The sequence below is a fragment of the Dietzia sp. NPDC055340 genome, from assembly GCF_053645335.1.
The window spans coordinates 47663-71142 of record NZ_JBSHML010000024.1; the positions used below are offsets into that span (position 1 = coordinate 47663).

22 protein-coding genes are annotated in these 23480 nt (G+C 64.2%); 8 read left to right on the plus strand and 14 right to left on the minus strand.

The features are described 5' to 3' along the window. Positions 1-86: 86 nt before the first annotated feature. Positions 87-617: a CGNR zinc finger domain-containing protein gene (locus ACWIFB_RS15765; protein ID WP_378002090.1), complete on the plus strand. Its 531-nt coding sequence runs from the start codon at positions 87-89 to the stop codon at positions 615-617. Between the two features lie 348 nt (positions 618-965). Here the strand turns inward: ACWIFB_RS15765 and ACWIFB_RS15770 are convergent, their stop codons facing one another. The 3 genes from ACWIFB_RS15770 to ACWIFB_RS15780 all read right to left on the minus strand — a co-directional run bounded on the left by ACWIFB_RS15770 (position 966) and on the right by ACWIFB_RS15780 (position 4294). Continuing rightward, positions 966-1760, minus strand: coding sequence for an SDR family NAD(P)-dependent oxidoreductase (locus tag ACWIFB_RS15770; protein WP_378002091.1), 795 nt, complete (start codon positions 1758-1760; stop codon positions 966-968). Between the two features lie 97 nt (positions 1761-1857). Beyond that, entirely contained in the window at positions 1858-3450 is a 1593-nt protein-coding gene (locus ACWIFB_RS15775) for an acyl-CoA synthetase (protein WP_378002092.1), read from the minus strand. Positions 3451-3601: 151 nt separating this feature from the next. Next, the gene (locus ACWIFB_RS15780) at positions 3602-4294 is read right to left on the minus strand and encodes a TetR/AcrR family transcriptional regulator (RefSeq protein WP_454058744.1); all 693 of its coding nucleotides are present in this window, start codon (positions 4292-4294) and stop codon (positions 3602-3604) included. A 439-nt stretch (positions 4295-4733) separates the two neighbouring features. Here ACWIFB_RS15780 and ACWIFB_RS15785 point away from each other — a divergent pair, with 439 nt between their 5' ends. From ACWIFB_RS15785 to ACWIFB_RS15800, 4 genes are all read left to right on the plus strand, one after another. Next, positions 4734-6170: an ABC transporter substrate-binding protein gene (locus tag ACWIFB_RS15785; RefSeq protein WP_454058745.1), complete on the plus strand. Its 1437-nt coding sequence runs from the start codon at positions 4734-4736 to the stop codon at positions 6168-6170. A 3-nt stretch (positions 6171-6173) separates the two neighbouring features. Continuing rightward, positions 6174-7634 carry an amidase gene (locus ACWIFB_RS15790; protein ID WP_378002095.1) on the plus strand — a complete coding sequence of 487 codons (1461 nt, stop codon included), beginning with the start codon at positions 6174-6176 and terminating at the stop codon, positions 7632-7634. 355 nt (positions 7635-7989) lie between these two features. Beyond that, complete coding sequence (locus ACWIFB_RS15795; RefSeq protein ID WP_378002096.1) at positions 7990-9201, plus strand: acetyl-CoA C-acetyltransferase; 1212 nt, start codon at positions 7990-7992, stop codon at positions 9199-9201. 37 nt (positions 9202-9238) lie between these two features. After that, entirely contained in the window at positions 9239-11428 is a 2190-nt protein-coding gene (locus ACWIFB_RS15800) for a 3-hydroxyacyl-CoA dehydrogenase NAD-binding domain-containing protein (RefSeq protein WP_454058746.1), read from the plus strand. A 526-nt stretch (positions 11429-11954) separates the two neighbouring features. Here the strand turns inward: ACWIFB_RS15800 and ACWIFB_RS15805 are convergent. Further along, positions 11955-13019 (minus strand): CHAT domain-containing protein, encoded by a 1065-nt coding sequence (locus ACWIFB_RS15805; protein ID WP_378002098.1) that lies wholly within the window; start codon positions 13017-13019, stop codon positions 11955-11957. Between the two features lie 82 nt (positions 13020-13101). Next, positions 13102-13887 carry a recombinase family protein gene (locus tag ACWIFB_RS15810; protein ID WP_454058747.1) on the minus strand — a complete coding sequence of 262 codons (786 nt, stop codon included), beginning with the start codon at positions 13885-13887 and terminating at the stop codon, positions 13102-13104. A gap of 260 nt (positions 13888-14147) precedes the next feature. On the opposite strand from ACWIFB_RS15810, the gene ACWIFB_RS15815 reads away from it, so the two are divergent. The 3 genes from ACWIFB_RS15815 (at position 14148) to ACWIFB_RS15825 (ending at position 19837) form a co-directional block, all read left to right on the plus strand. After that, the gene (locus ACWIFB_RS15815; protein ID WP_378002099.1) at positions 14148-16280 is read left to right on the plus strand and encodes a site-specific DNA-methyltransferase; all 2133 of its coding nucleotides are present in this window, start codon (positions 14148-14150) and stop codon (positions 16278-16280) included. Between the two features lie 3 nt (positions 16281-16283). Continuing rightward, complete coding sequence (locus ACWIFB_RS15820; protein WP_378002100.1) at positions 16284-18920, plus strand: DEAD/DEAH box helicase; 2637 nt, start codon at positions 16284-16286, stop codon at positions 18918-18920. Between the two features lie 194 nt (positions 18921-19114). Beyond that, on the plus strand, positions 19115-19837 hold the full coding sequence (locus ACWIFB_RS15825; RefSeq protein ID WP_454058748.1) for an SOS response-associated peptidase: 723 nt from the start codon (positions 19115-19117) through the stop codon (positions 19835-19837). A gap of 372 nt (positions 19838-20209) precedes the next feature. Here ACWIFB_RS15825 and ACWIFB_RS15830 read toward each other — a convergent pair whose 3' ends face one another. The 9 genes from ACWIFB_RS15830 to ACWIFB_RS15870 form a co-directional block, all read right to left on the minus strand. Then, on the minus strand, positions 20210-20500 hold the full coding sequence (locus ACWIFB_RS15830) for a hypothetical protein (protein WP_454058749.1): 291 nt from the start codon (positions 20498-20500) through the stop codon (positions 20210-20212). Positions 20501-20535: 35 nt separating this feature from the next. Further along, on the minus strand, positions 20536-20940 hold the full coding sequence (locus ACWIFB_RS15835) for a helix-turn-helix domain-containing protein (RefSeq protein WP_378002103.1): 405 nt from the start codon (positions 20938-20940) through the stop codon (positions 20536-20538). Continuing rightward, positions 20937-21107 carry a hypothetical protein gene (locus tag ACWIFB_RS15840; RefSeq protein ID WP_454058750.1) on the minus strand — a complete coding sequence of 57 codons (171 nt, stop codon included), beginning with the start codon at positions 21105-21107 and terminating at the stop codon, positions 20937-20939. The genes ACWIFB_RS15835 and ACWIFB_RS15840 overlap by 4 nt, the downstream gene beginning before the upstream one ends. A 19-nt stretch (positions 21108-21126) precedes the next feature. Beyond that, positions 21127-21387: a hypothetical protein gene (locus ACWIFB_RS15845; RefSeq protein WP_070721487.1), complete on the minus strand. Its 261-nt coding sequence runs from the start codon at positions 21385-21387 to the stop codon at positions 21127-21129. Between the two features lie 37 nt (positions 21388-21424). Further along, positions 21425-21985 carry a DnaB-like helicase N-terminal domain-containing protein gene (locus ACWIFB_RS15850; RefSeq protein ID WP_454058751.1) on the minus strand — a complete coding sequence of 187 codons (561 nt, stop codon included), beginning with the start codon at positions 21983-21985 and terminating at the stop codon, positions 21425-21427. 40 nt (positions 21986-22025) lie between these two features. Then, positions 22026-22259: a glutaredoxin-like protein NrdH gene (gene nrdH / locus ACWIFB_RS15855; RefSeq protein ID WP_061230154.1), complete on the minus strand. Its 234-nt coding sequence runs from the start codon at positions 22257-22259 to the stop codon at positions 22026-22028. 56 nt (positions 22260-22315) lie between these two features. Then, positions 22316-22654, minus strand: coding sequence for a hypothetical protein (locus ACWIFB_RS15860; protein WP_378002105.1), 339 nt, complete (start codon positions 22652-22654; stop codon positions 22316-22318). 135 nt (positions 22655-22789) lie between these two features. Further along, entirely contained in the window at positions 22790-23104 is a 315-nt protein-coding gene (locus ACWIFB_RS15865) for a hypothetical protein (protein ID WP_378002106.1), read from the minus strand. A gap of 73 nt (positions 23105-23177) precedes the next feature. Continuing rightward, positions 23178-23381, minus strand: coding sequence for a hypothetical protein (locus tag ACWIFB_RS15870; protein WP_378002107.1), 204 nt, complete (start codon positions 23379-23381; stop codon positions 23178-23180). Positions 23382-23480 lie beyond the last annotated feature (99 nt).

The following is a 23480-nucleotide window of genomic DNA, read 5'->3' on the forward strand; positions in this document are numbered from 1 at the left end:
CGCGATTCATCGTTTCCGAGTGGGTTTGGAGTGTCGACCGCATGTTATTTCCGTGTCTCATACCCCGACCATGATGCAATGGGTTGATGCAGTTCAACCATGACAACATGTTGGGGCCGCTCCTGGCGGCGGAGTTGGTCTCGCTCGTGGGCCGCGGATGGGAAACCGGCGCAGCAGTGGCCGCGCTGCACCGGTTCGAGGTCCGCGACCCGCACCTTTCCGAGGTGCAGTCCCAACAGCTGCGTGAGTGGTCCACCATGTTGCGGGCGCCGTTCGAGGCCGGTGATGTCGAATCGATCTGCGCTTCGCTCAACGGCCTTCTGGAGGCGGCGACCTCGAGAGCGTTCCTGAGTACCCATGACGGCATGAAACCCCACCTGCACTTCACGGCCGACCACGATGACGTGCTCGCGCGGACCAGGGCGATCACCGCCGGCGGTCTGGCGATCTTCGCCGTCGAGTCCGCGGGGGCTCAGCTCGGGGCCTGCATGCGGAGAGGGTGCCCGGAGGTCTTCGTCGATACCAGCCGCAACGGGCGGCGCGCCTACTGCAGCGCCCGATGCGGCAACTATGAAGCCGTCCGCAGACATCGCTGCGCTACTTCGAAGATCAGGTGATGGTCTCGACCGTTGTGGCCCGTTGATCAGCCCGTCGATGGTTATCGGCGCCGGCGTCCAGACTTTCCGGGCCGAGCGAAGCTGTACACATTCCGGAGGATTTGGGTCCACGCCGGTAACCAGGGCTTATGTAACGTAAGTAGTCACTCGTCCTACCCGCCGATCTATGGGTCCGCCGCGAATCGAGATGCCTCATCAGTGTCCGCATAGCGGCGTCTCGAGACGTCGATCGCTGACTGCGCTCGCGTGCGCGGCGCAGGGATCACAACTAGGGCATCGGGCCTAACTGGAACGTTGCGAATCGAAGGTGCGGTCAGTATTGTGGCATGGCCAGATGTGACGTGGTGTTCACCCCCAGCGAGATTGACCGCCGTCGAGCGGGATTGTGACACCGGTCAGATAAGACGCTTCGTCTGAGCACAACCAGGCCACCGCGTCACCAATGTCCGATCGAGGGTCGCCTGGTCGTCTAGCTGGGATGGCCGAGAGAAGTTCTTCGGCCTCCTTCGGGTTGTGGCGCATCCACCAGTCCAAGCCGGGGTTACGAGCGTGCGCTGCCACATTGAGTGCCCGTATGCCCTCTGCTCCCCATTCCCAGGCCGCCGCTCGGGTCAACGCTCTGATGGCTTCATGCACTGCCGCGTATACGCCATAGCCGGCGGCGTCCCATCGAGCTCCGGCCGAGGAGACAAGATTGATCACCACTCCCCCACCTCGTGCAGCCATGATTGGGTAGGTCAACTTCATCAAGCTCAGCGAGGTTCGGGGTCCCGCTTCGAAGGCCAGGCGAAAGTCGGCGTCCGAATAGTCCTCAAGTGGCATCGGCCCGGCGGGAGTGGCGTTGTTTACCAGAATGTCCACGCCTCCCAGCCACTGAACAGCCGTCGCGAAGACCACCTCTGGTGCCGAACTTTCTGTGATGTCGACCGCCAGGGAGTCCGCGCTGCCCCCAACCGCGCGGATCACCTCCGCTACCCGCTCGAGCTTGTACAGCTTCCGACCGACGAGCAGCACCGCGGCCCCAGAGGCGGCGAGAGCCAAGGCGATACCTTCACCCACCCCCTGGCCACCATCAGTGACTACAGCTACCTTCCCGCTCAGTCGGCCGCCCACGATGTCGGCAGAAAGGCCAGTATCGTTCATCTTGACCTTCCGTCGACAACGTGACGGCCCGTCTAGCTGCATTCGTCACACTCCGGTTGTGCACTAACGTACTGCAGCGGCCCAGCAAGCGGCAGCCTCAGGAGGTGGTCGCGACCTGGCGTGCCCACCTGTAGTCCGCCTTGCCTGCGGGCGAGCGCACCACGTGGGAAACGAGGGTGATGGAGCGCGGAATCTTGTACCCGGCGATCAACGCCCGGCAATGCTCCACCAGGTGATCCTCGTCGAAGTCGCGGGCACCATCCCGTAGTTGGATCACAGCGGCGACCTGCTCCCCGTATCGCTCGTGAGGAATGCCGGTGACAACGGCATCCATGACGGTCGGGTAGCTCTTGAGTGCCGCTTCAACCTCTTCGGGGAACACCTTCTCTCCGCCGGTGTTGATGCAGCCTGAACCTCGACCGAGCAAAACAATCGCGCCGTCTGACTCAATTCGTCCCATGTCACCCAAGACCGACATGCGGACACCGTCGACGATGGGAAAAGTCTTGGCGGTCTTGATCGGATCGTTGAAGTACCCCAGAGGGACGTGGCCGCTACGCGCGATGAACCCAAGCTCGTCGGACCCCGGCGGGATCGGCTGCAGCTCAGCGTTGACCAACGTCATGTTCGGGTTGCCGCGCACCCGGGTTATGCCGTTCTCATCTGTTTCGAGTGTGCCGTCGACGCCGGACTCGGAGGCGCCGAACCCGTCGCGAAGGTACAGATTGGGCAATTGCTCAAGGAGCTGAGCTTTGGAGCTACGAGACCACAGCGCCCCCCCAGAACTGACCATAACCAGTGCACTGAGGTCGAACGATCCTCCGTGGCGCTCGATCTCGTCGGCTAGCGGCCGCGCCATCGCGTCGCCAACGATGATGAGGCAGGACACATGCTCGTCTTGGACGAGGCGGAGGGCCTCGTGCGGATCGAAAGCTGGCATCAACACCTGCTTCCAGCCTGCGAAGAAACCACTGAAGAGCGAGTAGACGGCCGCCCCGTGCATCAACGGAGCGGGCAGCAACGTGACCATAGGCTGGGTATTTGATGCAGCGGAGGCGGCGAGCTCGCCGCTATCGGTGAAGGGCGGGCCGTTGTGATTTCCACCGGCAAGTGCTGCCATAAAGAAGTCCTCCTGGCGCCAGACGACACCCTTGGGCATACCTGTCGTGCCCCCGGTATAGATGATGAACCGGTCATCGGCACTGCGGGAGGCGAAGTCTCGTGTGGTGGATTGCGCGGCCAGCGCGAGTTCGAAGTCGAAGAGCTTGGCTGCTCCACTGCCCTGCGCGTCGATCGATCCCAGGCAGAACAGTGTCGTGATGCTGGGACACGATGTCAGCGCGGCCTGGATGACGGGCAAGTACTCGCTATCTGCGATCACGGTCGTCAGCTGCGCGTCGGTGTACAGGTAGATGAGTTCAGCTTCGGTGTAGCGGTAGTTGATGTTGACCGGAACTGCCCGGATTTTCAGGCAGGCCAGTATCGACTCCACGAACTGGACGCTGTTGCGCATGTGGATGCCGACATGCTCCCCGGCTTCCACACCCGAGGCCTCAAGTGCGTGGGCGAGCTGATTGGCACGGTGTTCGAGCTGCAGATAGGTTCGTCGCTCGTCACCGCAGACGATGCAACTGCGCTCGGAAACAGCGTCGACGACGGCTTCGAAGAGGTCGGCGAGATTGAGTGTCATACGAGTTGTCCTTGATCTGTATCGGGCAGCGACAGATAGCTCGATGGAGCGGTTGTACGTACACCTGTAGATCGCGAATGGTCAGGTGAGTCGAAGCAGCGGCGGGATGAGGATGAGCACACGCAGCGCTGGACCAGACAGCAGCCGGGAGTCAGGTCAGCGGATCGACAGGCGTGGGCACTGGTTGGAGCCGGGCCGGGAGCGCGTGACTACTTCTGAGCGAGGTGCCGATCAGAGCCGGAAACGACGTCCGAGCGTCGAATGCGCCGACACACATGTTGACCAGATCGGCGACGATCGCGTCACATTCCTCGATCGTTCGCTCGTAGCCCTCTTGTGCCGCGAGAGCGGTCATGAGGAGCATGTTGACGTTCTGCGCACGCCACCGCCCGACCTCGGGCGAGACTTGGGACAGATCGGTCAACAGCTTCATTGTCGCCAAGTAACTATCAGCGTGGAGATGGCCGCGCAGGACGGCCTCCAGTGCGGGGTCGAACACGGCCTGAACCAGAAATCGGGCACAGCGACTCCCTTCCCGATAGACGGTCTCCGCGGCTAGTGGAAGAACCAACACTTCCATGGCCTGACGCACGGATGGGCTCCGGCCTGATTGTTCGAGTTCGTCGAGCATCTCCTGCCGGCGAATATGGACACGCGCCATTCGAGATTCCACCACGGCGCCGAGCAGATTCTCCCGAGAACCAAAATGGTACTTCGCGGCCGAGTTATTCAGTTGATTCGCCGCGGCTTGAACTTCCGTGAAGGTGAGCGCAGGCATTCCTCGCTCGGCGACAATTCGCTCAGCAGCGTCAATCATCGCCTGTCGAGAAGTGGCTCCAGTCACATTTATGCACTGTAAGGGTTGCCCCTTACGGTGTCAATGCTTCGCCCATAACTGCTGGTAGACGGTCCGCTATGCTCGATTTCGACGCGTCGAGATACAGGCGTCAACGAGACGCCTCAGCGCGAAAACTCGGTCGCCTCACCCATCTCGCCACGCCATCAGGTCGCCATTTTTAGCTATTGACTAGTTGTCCACAGTTCGTGATACTCGTCACGCAGAGTCGAGTCGTCGGCTCCTCGTCTCGTACTACGAACCCCTCTAACTCACCTTTTGGAGCGCAATGAAATACGCCAATGCTGCGGCAATTCTCACGGCTGCGACTGTTGTCCTGAGCGCGTGTGGAAGTAGCGAGGGGCCCGTCGATCAAGTCGACGCCGGCGCGCTGGTGCCGACCATGGGTGAGGAGTGCACCCCGGACAAGGTCGGTGGGACGATCACCATGGGTGAGTACGTCATGCTGCCGTCGTTCGCCCCGGGACAGGGTCAGTTCGGTGTGCGCGGTGGAGCTCAGTCCGCGGCCATCTACGACCGTCTCATGCGCTGGGACAGTCAGGCTGGAGAGTTCGTCCCACAACTGGCGGAGTCGCTGGAGTCGAACGAGGACAACACCGTGTGGACGTTGGCACTCCGTGAGGGCGTGAACTTCTCCAACGGTGATCCGCTGACCGCGCAGGACGTTGCGTTCACCGTTGGGCTGCATCAGAACCCGGCTACTCGGTCGGTCGCGATGACCGACGCCATGCAGATCGACGACGTCAAGGTGGTTGATCCGCGAACCGTGCAGATGACTCTCTCCGAACCGTGGGCGGGCTTCCCGGCATTGCTGTCAGGCACGGTCGGGGAAGTCATCCCGCAGAAGGCGTACGAAGCCAGTAGTCCGGAGGAGTGGGCGCGGGCGCCCATCGGTGCCGGTGCCTTCGTCATGGATGAGTACATCCCAAATCAGAAGGTGGTCCTGCAGCCCAATCCCGACTACTACGGTGGCCCCGTCTGCCCGACCTTGAGATTCGTGCAAATTCCGGGTTCACAGGGCACCTTTGACGCCTTCCAGAATGGTGAACTGCAGGCGGGGTTCCTTCGGGGGCCCAAGTTCGTCAACGCCGCTCAGGATGCAGGGGAGAAGGGTTTCCTCGAGGTGGTCAGTTCCGGTGCTGTGGTCAACATGAACTCCGGCACGGGCGGGTACGACGGCGTGTTTACCGATCCGCGTGCCCGCCAGGCGGTGGGATTCGCCCTGGATCGCGAGCTGATGGACCAGCGGCTCAACGGTGGCGAGGGGCAGCCCAACTCGGCCATCCTTGCCGAAACGTCGCGGTTTGCCGGCGGTGCGCAGGGGCCGGCGTTCGACAAGGACCGGGCGGCTGCGCTCGTGACCAAGCTCAAGCAGGAGAAAAGCTGGGACGGCAAAGTCACGCTGTTAATCTCAGACGCACCGGAGCTGGTCGAGTCAGGAGTCGTGGTCAAGGCACTGCTGGACGCGGCAGGTTTCGACGTGACGATCGAGAACGCGCCAATCTCGCAGGTGACGGCGCGCCAGTTCAAGGGCGACTACGAACTGGTGCTGGGAGGACTTGCCGTATCCGACGCCGACCCGGCGTCCACGTTTGCCTCTGGCATGACCCCGGGTGGTGCCACAAACCTTACCGGGATTGACGACCCCCGACTCACCGCAGCCATCACCGAGCTCAAGGCCGCAGCCGACATCGACTCTCAGAAGGAAGCGGCCGCCAGACTCCAGGAAGTCCACAACGAGGTGCTCCCCTACACCGTCTTCGCTAACGGCGTGGAGTACGTGATCATCGACGAGTCCCTGCACGGGGCCAAGTCAACGACGCACTCGGTAGTTCTTTTCGACGACGCCTACCTCGAGGATTGAGCCGTGACCGACACGACCACCTCCCCCGCATCACCGCCTGCCGTCTCCGCGCACCGTGACGCGGTCAGCTTGGCTGCGGAAATCCGCTCAGGAAATACCAGCGCCCGTGAAGTCGCCGAAGAGGCCTTGCGTCGCATCGAGGCGCTCAACCCAGAACTCAACGCCGTGGTGTCCACGCGAGCCGATGACGCTCTCGCCGAGATCGACGCCGGCTTGCCGGACGGTCCGCTGCGGGGCGTGCCTATTCTGATCAAAAACCTCGGAGCTGATGTGTGCGGCCAACCCGCCACCGACGGCTCCCGGTTATTCGCGGACGTTATCGCCGAGGCCGACTCGGCCATAGTCCGACGCTACAAAGCTGCTGGCATGGTGGTCCTGGGTACCACCAACGTCTCCGAAATGGGCAAGATGCCCACGACCGAGTCACTGTTCTACGGACCGTGCCGTAACCCGTGGAACACGGGCTACTCTACCGGCGGGTCCAGCGGCGGGTCGGCGGCAGCCGTCGCCTCGGGAATGGTTCCGGTCGCGCACGGCACCGACGGCGGTGGGTCCATTCGGATCCCCGCCTCGGCGTGCGGGTTGGTCGGCCTCAAGCCCAGCCGGGGCCGGATCCCGACCTGGCCCCACCCGGCGGGCTTTGCCTCCCCAGTGACCACGCACCACGCACTTACCACGACCGTCCGGGATTCCGCGGCGCTGCTGGACGTAACCTGCGGACACCTGCCCGGCGACGCCTTCGGAGCTCCGACTCCAGTCCGGCCGTTCCTCGACGAAGTCGGCATCGATCCGGGGAAGCTACGGATCGGAATCGTTCGGGCAGCACCCGAACCCTTCCCCACAGACTCCGTAATCACCGAGGTCGTGGACCGCACAGCTGCGCTGCTGGAAGAGCTCGGTCACGAGCTCTACGAAGTCGACCTAGGCATCGACGTCGTCCATGCGATCACAGTCAGTGGACGGATCATGATGGCACAGATGTCGGCAACCGTCGACAAACGACTAGCCCAACTCGGCCGAGAACTCCGTGACGACGACCTCGAACCATTCACCCGTACCATCCTCGACAATGGGCGCGGACTGACTGCGGCCAACCTCAACCTCGACCTTCAGGCCGCGCAGCGCATCGGCTGGCAACTCGGAACTCTGTTCGGCGATGACGGCGTCGACGTCCTGCTGTTGCCGTCGGTACCTCTCAGCGTCCCCGAGATCGGGTATCTCGACGTGACAGACCCAAAGACTCTCTGGACCCGTGCTGCCACCTATTCCACTACTACCTCCCTGTTCAACGTGTCGGGTCAACCCGCGATCTCCCTACCCGCTGGGGCAGACGACAACGGGCTACCTGTCGGGATTCAGCTCGCCGCTGACTACGCCCGCGAAGACATACTCCTGCGTCTGGCCGGACAGATCGAGACCAAAACGCCGTGGTCGGCAGTCGCTCCGGGTTACTCCAGCTGGTGATCGACGCTCATATCGAGCGACGGAGCAGTCTTAGGACATGACCGTGCCCGCCCTGATCTTCCAGCTATACGTGCCCCCGGCCCACCCGGGCCGGGGGCACAGGCGGCAGTAGCCCATCATCGGAGATAGAACTCGAACTGCGGCCATGCCTCATATCCACCATCTGTGTTACTCGCGTTCTCGGGCACGGGAATTGATCTAGAGCGTTGACCCAGCCACCGCGAGCGCGTTCACCTCGCACAACTACAACCCTCATCACGTCAGCGCTGAACTTCACAGAGACAGCCCGATGGGGTCGCTACCAACCTGACTGGAATACGAACCTGTTCGCTAAGAGAAAGAGCGTGGCCCACCCATGACCGAGGCATTCATCTACGACGCCATCCGGACACCGCGAGGTAAGGGCAAGCCCGGCGGTGCCCTACACGGGGTCAAGCCGATCGACCTGGTGGTCGGCCTCATCGAGGAGACGCGTCGTCGGTTCCCCGATCTCGACGAGAACCGCATCTCGGACATCATCCTCGGCATCGTCACCCCGCTCGGGGACCAGGGGATGGATCTGCCCCGCATCGCGGCCCTGGCCGCCGGCATGCCCGACACGGTCGCCGGCGTGCAGATCAACCGCTTCTGCGCCTCGGGGCTGACGTCCATCAACATGGCCGCCCAGAAGATCCGCTCCGGGTGGGACGAGGTCGTCTTCGCCGGTGGGGTCGAGTCCATGTCGCGCGTCCCCATGGGCACCGACGGTGGCGCCTGGGCGATGGACCCCGCCACCAACTACGACACCTACTTCTCGCCCCAGGGCATCGGCGCCGACCTCATCGCCACCCTCGAGGGCTTCACCCGCGAGGACGTGGACCGCTACGCCGAGCGCTCGCAGCGCCTCGCCGCCCGCGCCTGGGAGGAGGGCCGGTTCGCCAAGTCGGTCGTGCCCGTCAAGGACATCAACGGCATCACCATCCTCGACCACGACGAACACATGCGCCCCGGCACCACCGTCGAGGCCCTCGCCGGCCTCAAGCCCTCCTTCGCCATGGTCGGTGACATGGGTGGCTTCGACGCCGTCGCGCTGCAGAAGTACCACTGGGTCGAGGAGATCAACCACGTCCACCACGGCGGCAACTCGTCCGGCATCGTCGACGGCGCCGCCCTCGTCGTCGTGGGCTCCGAGAAGGCCGGACAGGAGATGGGGATGACCCCGCGCGCGCGGGTCGTCGCCGCCGCGACCTCCGGGGCCGACACCACCATCATGCTCACCGGGCCGACCCCGGCCGCCAAGAAGGCCCTCGCCACCGCCGGCCTGACCGCCGACGACATCGACCTCTGGGAGCTCAACGAGGCCTTCGCCTCCGTCGTCCTGCGCTTCCAGAAGGACATGGACATCCCCGACGAGAAGCTCAACGTCAACGGTGGGGCCATCGCCATGGGCCACCCGCTCGGCGCGACCGGCGCCATGATCACCGGCACCGTCCTCGATGAACTGGAGCGCACCGGCGGCAAGCGCGCCCTCATCACCCTCTGCGTGGGTGGCGGCATGGGTGTGGCCACCATCATCGAACGCGTCTGACCCACCGATACCACAGCGATACAGGAGTACAAGAACAGTGAGCGACAACATGTTCCGGTGGGATCAGGACGGCGACGGCATCGTCACCATCACCATGGACGACCCCGACCACGGCGCCAACACGATGAACTCCCGCTTCATCGACGACTTCTCCGCCACGGTCGACCGCATCGTGGCCGAGAAGGACTCCATCAAGGGAGTCGTCCTCACCTCCGCCAAGAAGAGCTTCTTCGGCGGCGGTGACCTCAAGTCCATGATCAAGGCCGGCCCTGAGCAGGCCGACGAACTGTACGAGCGGTCGATGGGGATCAAGGGCCGCATGCGTGCCCTCGAGACCTGTGGCGTGCCCGTCGTGGCCGCGATCAACGGCGCCGCCCTCGGCGGGGGCCTCGAACTCGCGCTCGCGTGCCACCATCGCGTCATGGCCGACGCCCGCGGGGCCAAGGTCGGACTGCCCGAGGTCACCCTCGGCCTGCTGCCCGGCGGCGGCGGCATCGTCCGCACCGTCCGGATGTTCGGCCTCGCCCAGGCCGTGCCCAACATCCTCATGTCCGGCCGTTCCTTCGCGCCCGACAAGGCCCTCAAGGCCGGCCTGGTCGACGAGGTCGTCGAGCCCGAGAAGCTCATCGACGCCGCCAAGGCCTGGCTCGCCACCGACCCCGAGCCCACCCAGCCGTGGGATCGCAAGGGCTGGACGCTGCCCGGCGGCACGATCGACGACCCCGCGCTGGCCGGCGTCCTGCCCTCGTTCCCCGCCAACATGCGCAAACAGACCAAGGGCGCCCCGGCCCCCGCCCCCCGGGCCATCATGGCCGCTGCCGTCGAGGGCTCCCAGGTCGACTTCGCCACCGCCGAGAAAATTGAGGCGCGCTACTTCGTCTCCCTCGTCACCGGCCCCATCGCGAAGAACATGATCCAGGCGTTCTTCTTCGACATGCAGCACTGCTCCTCCGGTGGCGCCCGCCCGAAGGCGGCCGACGGCTCCGAGATCCCGCGCACCCAGTTCACCAAGGTCGGCGTCCTCGGCGCGGGCATGATGGGCGCCGGCATCGCCTACGTCTGCGCCAAGGCCGGCATCGAGGTCGTCCTCAAGGACGTCGAGCAGGCCTCCGCCGACAAGGGTAAGGCGTACTCCGAGAAGCTCGAGGCCAAGGCCCTCGAGCGGGGCCGCACCACACAGGAGAAGTCTGACGCGCTGCTGGCCCGCATCACCCCGACCACCGACCCGCAGGCGCTCGCCGGCTGCGACCTGGTGATCGAGGCGGTGTTCGAGTCCCCCGATCTCAAGAAGAAGGTCTTCCAGGAGATCGAGGACATCGTCGCGCCCGACGCGCTGCTCAGCTCCAACACCTCGACGCTGCCGATCACCGACCTGGCCACCGGCGTCAAGCGGCCGGAGGATTTCATCGGCCTGCACTTCTTCTCGCCCGTCGACAAGATGCAGCTCGTCGAGATCATCCGCGGCGAGAAGACCACGCCGGAGACGCTGGCCAAGGCCATCGATCTGACGCTGCAGATCCGCAAGATCCCGATCGTCGTCAACGACTCGCGCGGCTTCTACACCTCCCGCGTCATCGGCACCTTCGTCAACGAGGCGATCGGCATGCTCGACGAGGGCATCGAACCGTCCACCATCGAGCAGGCCGGGCGGATCGCCGGCTACCCGGCGGCGCCGCTGCAGCTCTCCGACGAGCTGAACCTCAACCTCATGGTCAAGATCCGTCAGGCCACCCGCGAGGCTGAGGAGGCCGCGGGCAAGGAATACGTCCCCAACTCCTCCGACCGCGTCGTCCTGAAGATGGTCGAGGAGATCAAGCGGTCCGGGCGCGCCGCCGGCGCGGGCTTCTACGAGTACGCCGACGGCAAGCGCGGCGGACTCTGGCCGGGCCTGCGGGAGGCGTTCAACACCTCTCCCGACAACGCCCCGCCGCTACAGGATCTGGTCGACCGCATGATCTTCGCCGAGGTCCTCGAGACGCAGAAGTGCGTGGACGAGGGAGTGATCACCGACGACGCCGACGCCAACATCGGCTCGATCATCGGTATCGGTTTCCCGGCGTGGACCGGCGGCACCCGCCAGTACGCGAAGAACTACTCCGAGCCGGGCGCCAAGGTCGCCACCGGCTACAGAGGCTTCGTCGCCCGCGCCGAGGAACTGGCCGCGAAGTACGGCGAGCGCTTCGCCCCCACCGAGTCGCTGAGGAAGCTGGCGACCGACCAGGGCTGACGCCCCACCGCCGGCCGTGCCCGCACGCCCCCCGCCCAGCATTCCCACCCAGCCGGGAACGGCAGGCGGGGGGCGATGTTGTGTCCGCGCACGGCTTAATGCTATTGATCTTTCCCCAGCCATGAGCAGTCCAACCTCTGGGATAGCGACAATCCAGCAACCCTCGCGATCACCGCGGCCGTCGAGCTGCTCAGCATGGCACTCGCACTCGACACGGCCCCAGTACTCAAATCTTGATTGACCCGCCCGCGCCAAAAGGCCGCACCGGCGGATCGCTAGGCTCCCACCGGTTTTCTTGCGCCGGAATCCAGACGTTACGTAAAGTTGCCGTGTCGACGTCGGAGTATTTCAGCGACACGCAAGACTCGGACTTAAGCCCAGCTAGCAGCCACCCAGCAAGGGAAACCGCAATCACCTGCAGCCTGCGTGCCCACGAGTACGCAGCCGGATTCGATCCAAGGCACTCGCGGTACATGCATTCGTCACGAACCCGGGATTGCGCAGTGGAAGAATCGATATAGCAGCGCTATTCGGTCGGTTTGACGAGGATGACCTGGGCTGGATCTACGCCGTCGGCGGAAGTCAAGGTAGGGAGTTCGTAGCCCTCAAGACCGTCAAGCTCAAGACTTACCCGAGCTGCTAGATGCGAAGAACGAACTGACTGACCATTGGCGATGGTTGCATAGAACTGTGCGGCGTAGTTGATGGCATCGGTGTCGGCAATGCTGTCTGCCATTCCGATGGCGAGGGGGACGATCTTCTCCTCAACTAGGTTGTTAGCCTGCGGAGCCGAGTTGCACGAGTTCAAGAGAACGAGCAGGGGTGGACTGTCAGTGGCTTGCATGGCTCGGGCGAATGCCTGTGCAGTCACTATCACGCCGTCGTGCTGCTCATCTCGGTCTCCCTCGAAGACGATGAGAGCACTGCTGCTGTGGCCTGAGAAGTGAACGACGTGGGGACGGAACTTAGTGATTCCGTCCATCAAGTCCGCAGTAGTAGCGGCGGGCCGTGCGTCGAACTGAATTTGATCACGGTGAAGCGCAGCTTCAACTGCAGTTCGAATCCGTTTTTGCTCTCGGCCGATCCTCAGGTCCCCCTCGGATGCGGCGCCAAGCAGTAAAATTCTGAGGACTTCCGCTTTGGGCGATGGCATTGAGCGCATTACCTCGTTTACCGCATCTTCTGCCTGACTGAGCCGCGAGCTGAACGCCTGCTTTTCGCCAGCAGCCCTACGCGCAGCTTCTTCCTCTGCCTCCTTGCGCTTACGCTCCGCAGCCTCAAGCTCTGACTGTTGTGTTCGCTCCAACTTCGCCTGGAGATCCAGCTCGTGTTTTGAGTAGCTGTCCACTCTCTTCTGCCACTGCGCGGCGTCTTTACCTGCCGTTTCCGCCTCTTTGTCCTTACGCTCCGCCTCCCTGATCTTGCTCTTCATGGTGGTCAAGCTCTTGGTGGCCGCCGCTGCACCGCGGGCCTTGGCGGCGGCTGCCCTGGCGGCCGATTCCTTAGTCCTGTAGTTCCCGACCTTGGATTCTGCGTCTCGTCGCTGCTTGCGCTTTTGTTCCAGCTGCCTGCGGTACATGCTCGAACTCATCTGGTCCCTCCTGGTCGGAGATTGCGTTCTCGCAAGCTACAGCAGGGGTCCGACACTCGATCACCACAGCGCGAACCGCCCCTCAGTTTGTGTGCACGCGCTGCAAAGCGCGGTACAGCGTGGATCGTCCAACACCGAGATCGCGGGCGATCGCCGACGGCCCCTCCCCCGCTTCAACGCGGGCCCGGGCCTCGTTGATCTGTTCGTCAGTCAGGACGCGTTTGCGCCCCTTGTACTTGCCCTTCGTTTTCGCGATAGCGATGCCCTCGGCTTGGCGTTCACGGATGATGGCCCGCTCGAACTCGGCGAACGCCCCCAGTAGAGAGAGCATCAGGTCGGCGCGAGGATCCTGGGCGCCGGCGGCGTAGGTTGCCCGTTCGTGGACGAACTCCACGCTGGCTCCCTTGGCGGTGATTTCACCGACGATCTGCTTGAGATCGACCAGGGAACGGGCAAGGCGGTCCATCGACGCGACAACTAGCTCGTCACCGTCTCGCAGATACCTGATGCACTCTTCGAGCTTCGCGCGATCAGCACGCGAGCGAGCGGACTGCTTTTCGATATAGACCTGGTCGCACTCCCCCACCGCCTCGAGCTGACGCGCCTCGTTCTGATCGGCGGCCGACACGCGCACGTACGCCACCCGCTGTCCACGCGGACGCGAGGCCTCACGACCCGGCTTCGGATCCGGCTTTAGCTTTGGCTTCCGCTCGATGACGTTCTCCGAGTCCGTCGACTCCACCCGGAAGTTCCACCCCAGCTCGTCCCGGCGACGGAACCGAGTCCGCACGTTCCCGCGGCTGACGATGAGCACCTCCTCGCCACCATCACCAGAACGGTTCAGCAACGTCCCGACCCGATCAGCCATCGAAAAGACCCCTTCGCCCGGAATTTGTATCAATAGATCCTAGACCCGACGGTCATACGTTTCATAACGACCACAATGGACCCTGTGACACAGCAGCGATGGTTGGCGGCGTATCGTCCCGCACGGGTGTACTTCAGTGCAACAGCAATCGGTCGGTGAAGCCGAGTTGACTGGCCTGGATAGCGGGGAGCTCCGACGGTTCGGGAATGACGCCCTCTGCTTCGCCAGCCCCAGTCGGGCCCGAAGTACCGTTACGCCTTGTGAGCAACGAACTTCAGGCCCTTCTCGACCGAGTGGCGAGCAGCGACCCCGGCACGGCCAAAGAACTGCGGAAGCATGTGGAAGTACTACAGTCGCGGCGGCAATACGGCCTCAACTTCGAGCGCCACACGCCGGAATCGGTGGCGCTTGTCGGTCGGCCGCTCCTAGTCGGCGACAAAGCGCGATTCCTACCCGAGCGCGGCCAGACCGAGGTCGAGTCGAGCACGACATGGGTCGTCACTGGGATCACTGGCCCGAAAAAGGCCAGAGTTGCCTCGCTGCTGGACCCCCGGACTAAGGAAGAGGTCTCGCGAGCTGTCGAGGACTTGATCTACATCGCGGAGTTCCGCGATCCGATCTACCCGGGCCTGGTGTCAACGGGCAGGGTCGAGCGCGGAGGCGACAAGCCGTACAGCATGGTGATCAATGGCGAGAATTATCACGCGCTCGAAGCCATGCTTTTCACTAATCGAGGCAAGGTCGACTGTATCTACATCGATCCGCCGTACAACACCCGCGCGAACGACTGGAAGTACAACAACGACTACGTCGATCCCGGTGATTCGTACGCGCACTCGAAGTGGCTAGCGTTCATGGAGCGTCGCCTCAAAGTGGCCAGGGAGCTACTGAACCCAGAGGACTCGGTGCTGATCGTCACGATCGACGAGAAAGAGTATCTGAGGCTGGGCCTGCTGCTGGAGCAGCTGTTCCCAGAAGCCCGGATTCAGATGGTGAGCAGCGTGATTAACCCCGGCGGGGCCTCGCGGGTAGCAGCCTTCACGCGGGTGGATGAGTACGTGTTCTTCGTCAAGTTCGGAGACGCAACGCCCGCGAAGTACTCGAACGACATGCTGTTTACTGACGGCTACGAGCCCGACGCGAACAGGTCGCCTATCTGGCGCGGCATGTTGCGAGGAGGTTCTGGGCCGCTGAGGGCGGACTCACCGTCGAAGTTTTACCCGGTGCTTGTCGACCGGAAGACAGGCGTCGTCGTCGGCGCCGGTGAGGCATTGCCGCTCGATGTAGATCGGACGACGTACACACCGCCTGCTGGGTTGGACGCCGTCTGGCCGCTCAAGCGCGGAGGCATCGAAGGTCGATGGGAGCTGAATACCTCCACCTTCGAGTTCCGGCGCTCGCGGGGATACGTCCGAGCTGGCGATCCGAACAAGCGGACCGGTGCCCGCTCGATTTATTACCTCCGAAACGCCGAGATGGAACGTCTGGAGTCGGGCGAGCTGATCTCAAAGGGGATGAACGAGCGGGGATTTTTGAACATCGAGTACAACCCCGAGCGAGCGCGCACGCTGCCGGCCAAGACCGTGTGGAACCGGGAGAGCCACAATGCGACAGAGCACGGCTCCAATCTCCTCAAAGCGATCTTGCCCGGCCGAAAGTTTCCGTTCCCGAAGTCGCTATACGCGGTCGAGGACGCCTTGCGCTTCTTCATCGGCGACAAGCCCGACGCCCTGGTCGTTGACTTCTTCTCGGGATCAGGGACCACGGCGCACGCTGTCATGCGCTTGAATCGCCAGGACGGTGGTTGTCGGCGATCCATCTCGGTGACGAACAACGAAGTCAACGATGAGGAAGAGGCGTTGCTCAAGCGCGGGCTGCGCGCCGGCGATCCCGAGTGGGACTGCTTAGGCATCTGCGAGCGCGTCACAAAGCCCCGGATTGCCGCCGCGGTGACCGGCCAGACTCCGGAAGGCGTGCCAATCAAGGGTGAGTACCGATTCACCGACGAGTTTCCCATGGCCGACGGCTTCGAGGAGAACGTCGAGTTTTTCACTCTCACCTACGAGAACCCAGCATTGGTCGAGTTGGACCTCGCTTTCGGGAAGATCTCACCGCTGCTGTGGATGCGCGCGGGGGCGCAAGGCCGCATCATCACCGAACGCAACGGGATGTTCGATCTGGCTGAACGCTACGCCGTGCTGTTCAGCGTCGATGCCGCCAAGCCGTTCCTGTCGGCGGTAGCCGATGCCAGTGGCCTCCGGGTCGCCTATATCGTCACCGATGACGAAATGCAGTATCAGGCGATCGCCGGCCAGCTGCCAGACGGGGTCGAGTCGGTGAGGCTGTACGAGTCGTACCTGCGTACGTTCGAGATCAACACGGGGAGGGTCTGACTGATGCAGCTGACGCTGAAGGACTATCAGGTCGGCGCAGTTAAGCAGATCTTGACCGACCTTGGTTACGCACGCACGGACTGGCACGAGCGCGGTCGCCGGACCGCATTCGCCCTCTCGGCAACAACCGGCTCCGGCAAGACCGTGGTTGCGGCGACAGTGATCGAGGCGCTACTTCGGGGCAGCGGAGAGTTCGACGTCGATGCCGACCCCACTGCCGTGGTGTTGTGGGTTTCTAAAGACCCGTCACTTAACGAGCAGACGCGCAGCAGGTTCATCACCTGTGTCGACGACATCGCACCCGGCGACATGGTGCTCTTGGACAAGAACTACACGGAGGACTCACTGCAGCCCGGCCGGGTCTACTTCATCAATCCCAGCAAGCTGACCAAATCCGCCGACTTCGTCAAGCACAGCAATTCGCGGCGCTACACGTTCTGGGAGATCCTGGCGAACACGATTAACGATCCGGACAAGACGTTGTACATGGTGCTCGACGAGGCGCACGAAGGCATGAAGGAACCGTCCAACACCGAGCAGACGATCGTGCAAAAAATCATCACCGGCAACGGAGTCAACCCGCCAATGCCGATCGTTCTGGGTATCTCAGCGACGGTAAAGCGGTTCGACGAGGCGATGGACAAGGCATCCGGGTTCACCAGGCCTGACAACGTCACGATTGACCCGAAGGACGTGCAGGCTTCGGGCTTGCTCAAGAGCACGCTTACCCTCGACATCCCCGACGAAGACGGCGAGTATATGACGTCAATGGTGCGCGATGCGACCAAGGACTTCGTGGGAATATGCGAGCGCTGGGATGCCTACTGCGCCGACCAGGATATCGAGCCGGTCCTGCCGCTGCTGGTGATCCAGATCCCGAACAAGGCCGCCGGCGAAAAGGACACCGAGAAGGGTCGCCGCGAGGAGGATGAACTAATCCTCCTACTGCTGGAGACGGTGCGCAAGAACTGGCCGGATATGCCCGAGCAGTGCGTGGCGCATGTGCTGGGCGACCGGTCGACGATCGAGGTGGGTGCATATGTGGTTCCACGTGTCGCTCCGCAGGACATCGAGGATGACCACCGGATCCGAGTGCTCGTCGCCAAGGACGCGGTATCGACAGGATGGGACTGCCCTCGCGCCGAGGTGCTCGTCTCGCTGCGCCCGAGCAGCGGGGACAATGACACCTACGTGACCCAGTTGCTGGGCCGCATGGTGCGGACCCCCTTGGCCCGCTCGACCAGCGACGAACTGCTCAACAGCGCTTCGTGTTACTTACCGTACTTCGATAAAGCCAAGGCGAAGATCATCGCCGAGGAGATCATGGGCATCCGCGAACCGCGTTCGGGCCAGCGCGGCGCGGCGGTTGGCAAGGTGATGCGCAAGCCGGTGATGCTGAGGCGTAACCCGCACGTCGACGAAGCCGTGGTCGAGTTGATCGAGTCGCTGCCGTCGCAGAGCAAGCCGGCTGCAACGCCGCGGCCGATCAAACGGCTGCTCAAGTCCGCACAGGCGTTCGCACAGGATGACCTGGTACCTGGTGCCGACAAGATCGCCCACGAGACGGTATTCGATGTGCTGGACATGGTGGTAGAGGAGAACGCCTCCGCACTGGCCGAGGAGGCCAAGCAGATCATGACCGCCGACATCCGGCGAATCCGCGCCGCGCATGGCGACGACGGAGCCACGTCGGAGACGACCTCACGCGACGCTGACGCGGCCACGGTCGAGGACGCTCTGCGGCACCTTCGTCGGCAGCTAGGCGCTTCGGTGGTCAACCGGTACCTGCAACGCGACATGCAGGCCGCGATCGACGCCGAGTACGAGGCTGGCGAGCCGGGCATAACAGACATCACCGCGGTGCGTGCAGCAGTGGCAGCATTGGCTTTTATCGATGTCGACGTGCGAAGGGTGGTCGAGGACGCGGCTGACTCCCTAACTCGGCATTGGCTAATCAGCAACGCACGCCAGATCGGTAAGCTCCCCGATACACGTCAATCGATCTACGAGCAGATCCGTGGCATGGCTCGCGGTGTCGAGCCGGTCGACATCGAAATCAAGCGGGAGGAGCTCGTCGATACCGTGGACACCGACGGAAACGAACTCCCGCTGGTGGGCAAGCACGTGCTATCCACCGATGCCGGCGCCTACCCGCTGGACCAGAAGATGGCCGGCACCGCGGAGAAGGCCGGAAACCGCTGGGAACTGACGGTGCTTGACCACGAAATAGCTGACCACTCGCTTGCAGGCTGGTATCGGAACCCGTCAGCGGGCAAACACGCCCTGCGGGTGGCCTACAAGGCCGGCGACGCCTGGAAGTCAATCCAGCCGGATTTCGTGTTCGTCAACGACGTGGAAGGTGAGCTACGTCCGTCGATCATCGACCCGCACGGGGCACACCTGGGCGACTCCGCTCCCAAGCTCAAGGCTCTGGTGCAGTACGCCGACGAGCACGGCGGTGCATTCGCTCGAATCATCGCCGTCGGTGTCGAGGATGAAGGCGAGCTGCTCGCTCTGGACCTCAAGGACCCAGCGGTACGGCGAGCGGTCTACGAGTCGGCAGCCGACAGCGACTCAATCAAGTCGCTCTACGACAAGTTCGGCTCGAAGTACGCGATGATCCCGGCGCGTCTACTTTGAGTCAGTTCGGTGGTTGCGGCGAATCTCGTCAGCTACAACGGCTCGCCTCCCCCAATCTGGATTTGTGAGACTGTGCCAAACGCGTGCATTCGTGAGTTCCACGGCTCCCGACTGATCGTGTGCCGATAATGTCAGATTCCGTCAACTGTGCAGGTCAGCGTCCGATCTCGCTCTCGCTTGCTACTGTCTCCCGCATGTGTGGTCGGTACTCGGTAGCCGTATCCGGCGCAGACCTGGTCGACGTCCTCGATCTGGACGGAACGGATCCGGGGTTCGAGTGGGAGCCGGCCTACTCGGTTGCCCCTCGCACGCGGGCGCCGGTGATCCGCGATCGCCTGATCGACGACCAGCGGGTGCGCGAGGGATTCCTGCCGACGTGGGGGCTGCGTCCGTCGTGGGCCAAGGAGAAGGGCCCGCGGCCGATTAACGCCCGCCTGGAGGGCGTGGCGACGAACGGGATGTTCCGCTCCTCGTTCGCCTCGGCGCGTGCCCTCGTGCCGATGACTGGGTATTTCGAGTGGCAGGAAACCGTCGAGAACGGCAAGAAGGTCAAGAACCCGAGTTACGTCCACGCCCCCGGCGACGAGCTCCTGCTCGCCGCCGGCCTACTGGCCTTCCACCGGGAGGGTGACGACGCCGAGTGGCGGACGACGTTCACGATCATCACCCGCACCGGCGAGGACGCGGCCGGCGAGGTCCACGACCGGATGCCGGTCTTCCTCACCCCGGCCGCGTGGGACACCTGGCTCGCCCCCGAGAAGATCGGCAAGAAGCAGGCCGCCGATCTGCTCGACCTGCTCGACGTCGAGTCCCGGGCGGTCGCGGCGACCCTGCGAACCCGTCCGGTGTCCCGGGCGGTCAATAACGTGCGCACCTTGGACCGCACTGACCCCAGTCTGATTGAACCGCTCGCCTAGACACCGCATGGATATTCGGGTGGTCAAAGGTGAGGCCCCCGCGTACATGTCACCGCCGGTAACCTCCACGTCGACGTTCTCGCAGATCACAGGTAGGTAGACGATGGACCCGGTAACTCAAGCGCTCAACTCCATCCCCGGCTTTCAGGGATCGGTGCAGCAGATTAATCGGACGAACCTCGAGATTCTTCGGGCTAACGGTTTTGGGGACGCCTGGTGGATCCCCGATTTCATTCGGGACATGACGGTCTCCGGCTGGCTCTGACAGGCCATCTGCGACACCTCGCACCGAATCGCCACGGCCCCTCGTGCTGGGTTCAGCACGAGGGGCCGTGTCGTCTGTACGCGCCGACCCTGAGCGGAGGGGGCGCGCTACCGGGAGCCGTATCGGCGCGCGCTGGTCGTTCCGTCTCGGTAGCGGGGTTTGCCGTCGGCGCCGTTGCGGTAGCGGCGGGGGTTCCGGGCCAGCCGTCGTAGGTCAGCGAGCAGTTCGGCGGCACGGCCCTCTCCTAGTTCGGTGATGGCGATCCGGTAGGCGCCGCGGGCGCCCCAGTCGAGCTCAGGAAGGCCGGCGACGACGCGGTGCCAGCGCAGGACCTCGAGGAAGTGTGCCTCGCCTGTCTGGTCGGCCGCGTGTCTGATTCGGTCCACCAGCTCGTCCACGCCGGCACCGTAACCGGGGCCTCCGACACCGGCGGTCAGTGCAGGTCGCGGGCGGCGATGAGACCTGCGACGAACGCGGCTGCTTTGTCGGCCTCGGCGTCGGTGAGGTCGTACTCCTGGCCACCGATCACGGTGCGAGCCGCGCCAAGTGGCTCGAGTCCGAACATGAGGCGGGTGCTGGCCGACAGCGCCGCCCGGTCGGCGATGTCACTGACGCTGCAGTCCAGGGCCTCGGCGAGTGCTGCGAGCTGGTCTTTGCTAATGGCGCTGGGCGACGCGGCCGGCCCGTGGGCGGTGGGCTTTGATTGTCCGCGCTCCCAGGCGCTGATCCAGGGGGATTTCACGCCGACGGCGACGGCGAGTTTGAGCTGGGACAGTCCGCGCTCGAGGCGGACGGCGCGGATGGCGCGGCCGAGTGAGCGGGCCTCGTCGGGTGTCATTGCCCCTCCCCCGCTGTGTCGGGTCGGATCTCGGCGACGACTGACCAGTGCCCGCCCTCGTGGGCGGTCGACACCACGGACGCCTCGACCCCGCCGAGGGCGCGCCTGCGGCGGTCGAGGTCGATGTGGGCGTGCAGCTCGCTCGGCCCGGTCCCGATCAAGTACATGTCGTCATCGTGCCCGGTGCTACGGCTGTACGGGTGTCGCCCCTGCCGGGGGCGCCTGGGGCGGCGCGTCGAGGGTCAGCAGCCATGAGGTCGCAGCCTCGATCGCCTCGGCGGCGACGGCCGCACCGATGGCGTCCCGGTCGACGGGCTGGCCGGTCGACCGCTCGTGCTTGCACAGGTAAAGGTCGACGGCGTCGGAGACGGTGCCCGGGTCGATCGTGGCTCCAAGTGCTGCCAGGGCGTCGTGCGCCTGGTGCTCGAGCTGGGCCTGTGAGTGCATCTGATCATCCCTTCTGGGTGGTGTCGGTCGCCGACGGTTACTGGGCGGCGGTCGGGCCTGCGGTGAGCGAGGCGCGGCGCTCGGTCTCGGTGCGCATGGCGCGGCCTTGGGCGAGGAGAATCTCGAACAGCTCGGCGGTGGGGGCCTCGGCGCTGGCGCGGGTCAGGGTGTGGGCGGTGGCGGCGAAGGCCCGGCGGTAGGCGGCGTCGAGGACGTCGGCGGCGAGGGTGGTCAGCCCGACGGCGGGGGTTCCGAGCAGGGTGACGGTCTGGAGGGCGTCGGCCAGGAGTCGGCCGTGGTGGCCGGCCATGCGTCCGGCGCTGGTCAGGGCGGCCAGGACGCGGGTCGGGTGATGGGGCTCGTCTGCGGTGACGAGGTCCGCGATGACGGCGAACAGCTCGCCGTAGCGGGGCGTGAGGAAGTCGTCGGCGGTGAGGTGGCGGGCGATGTGGCGGGCCTCGGCGGTGTCGGTGGTGTGCAGCAGGGCGCAGAGCAGGGCGGCTTCGGGGTCGAGCTCGGGGACGGTGGGGGCGTCGTCGGTGGCGGCGAGGTCGTCGACGTCGACCGGGTCGGCGGTGGCCTGCGGGTCCTCGGTCATGGTGTGCATTGTGATGTCCCCTCCCCTGCTGGTGGGTGGCTTAGGCGGCGTGGGCCGCGAGGTTCTTGATGCGGTCGGGGCGGAAGCCGGCCCAGTGGTCGGTGTCGGTGACGACGACGGGGGCCTGGAGGTGGCCGAGGGCCATGACGTAGTCGCGGGCGGCGGCGTCAGCGGTGATGTCGACGAGTTCATAACTGATGCCGGCCTTGTCGAGGGCCTTAATGGTGGCGCCGCACTGCACGCACTGCGGCTTGGTGTAGACCGTGATGCTCATCGAAAGATCCCTTTCGGGTGGTGCCCGTCTGCCTCTCGGCGATGGGCGGCGTCTCGTCAGTAGTCGAACTCGTCGAGATCGACGACGGGGGAGGTCGAGTGGGTCGCGATGATCGCCTCGGCAACGCCCGGGGTCGAGGCGATGGTCTCGCGGATGATGTCGTCGACGGTGACACCCTCGGCGAGGGCGTTCTCGGCGGGGAGGCCCTGGGTGCGGGGGTCGCTGATGAGGTAGCGGAACGTCATCGCGGTGATGTAGGCGATGCTGTAGATGTCCTCTCCCCTGCCCGGGTGCAGCCGCTCGTCGACGAGCTTCGCTGCCAGCATGGCGACTCCTGCGATGTGGTCGCCGTTGTAGAGGCGGGAATCCTCTACTTCGTAGTTCTGATCGTCCATTGCTCTACCTTTCTCTCCGGCTCTGCTTACTTCTATCGCACACGCATGATACTAGTATGCAAGTGGCTTGTGGGGGGTTTTTCGGTTCTCACCTGCGGTTTTCCCGTCTGCCTCTCGGCGATGGGCGGTTGTCGACTAGCCCTGGCTGGGGATGGGGGCGAGTCGGTCTCCGGTGACGAGCAGGTCGCCGTTGTAGTCGTCCCGGTGTTGGGGGATGCTGTGGGCGAGGTAGAGACCGTGGGTTCGCATGGCTACTCGGCTGATCTGGGGATAGAGGAATCGCTTGTGGCCATTGAGCAGGGCGGCGGCGTCGTGGCGCTCGATCTCGTGGGTGATATGAAGTGCCGACCGCACCTGGGTGACGAGCTCGCGGTTGTCGAGCAGGTGGGTGGCGTTGGCTGCGGTGGGCTCGTAGTAGCCGGTGCGGGTCTTCTTCGGGCTGGCGTTCATGGTGTTCTCCTGGCTGGCGAGGGTGGGCGTGCGCCCGTGGGCCGCCCCCGCAGGGTGGCGGGGGCGGTGGGGGTCAGTCGGCGGTGACGATCTCGGCGCGGCCGTAGTGGTCGTCGCCGCAGACGGTGCAGCGGTAGACGCCGTGGTTCTCGCTGCCGGTGTGGGTGACCATGCCGAGCGCTTCGGCGGTGGCGATTGCCGAGTGGTTGTCCTCGATCGCGACCCAGTCGTCGTTGACCAGGCCGACGAGGCAGGTAGTGCAGACTAGGTGGTCCATGTTGGCTCCTTTCGGGTTCGGGGTGAGGGGCCTTGTGGCCCGCTCTACTTCCATTATACACGCATCATACTAGTATGCAACTAGTATGGGCCGGTTAAA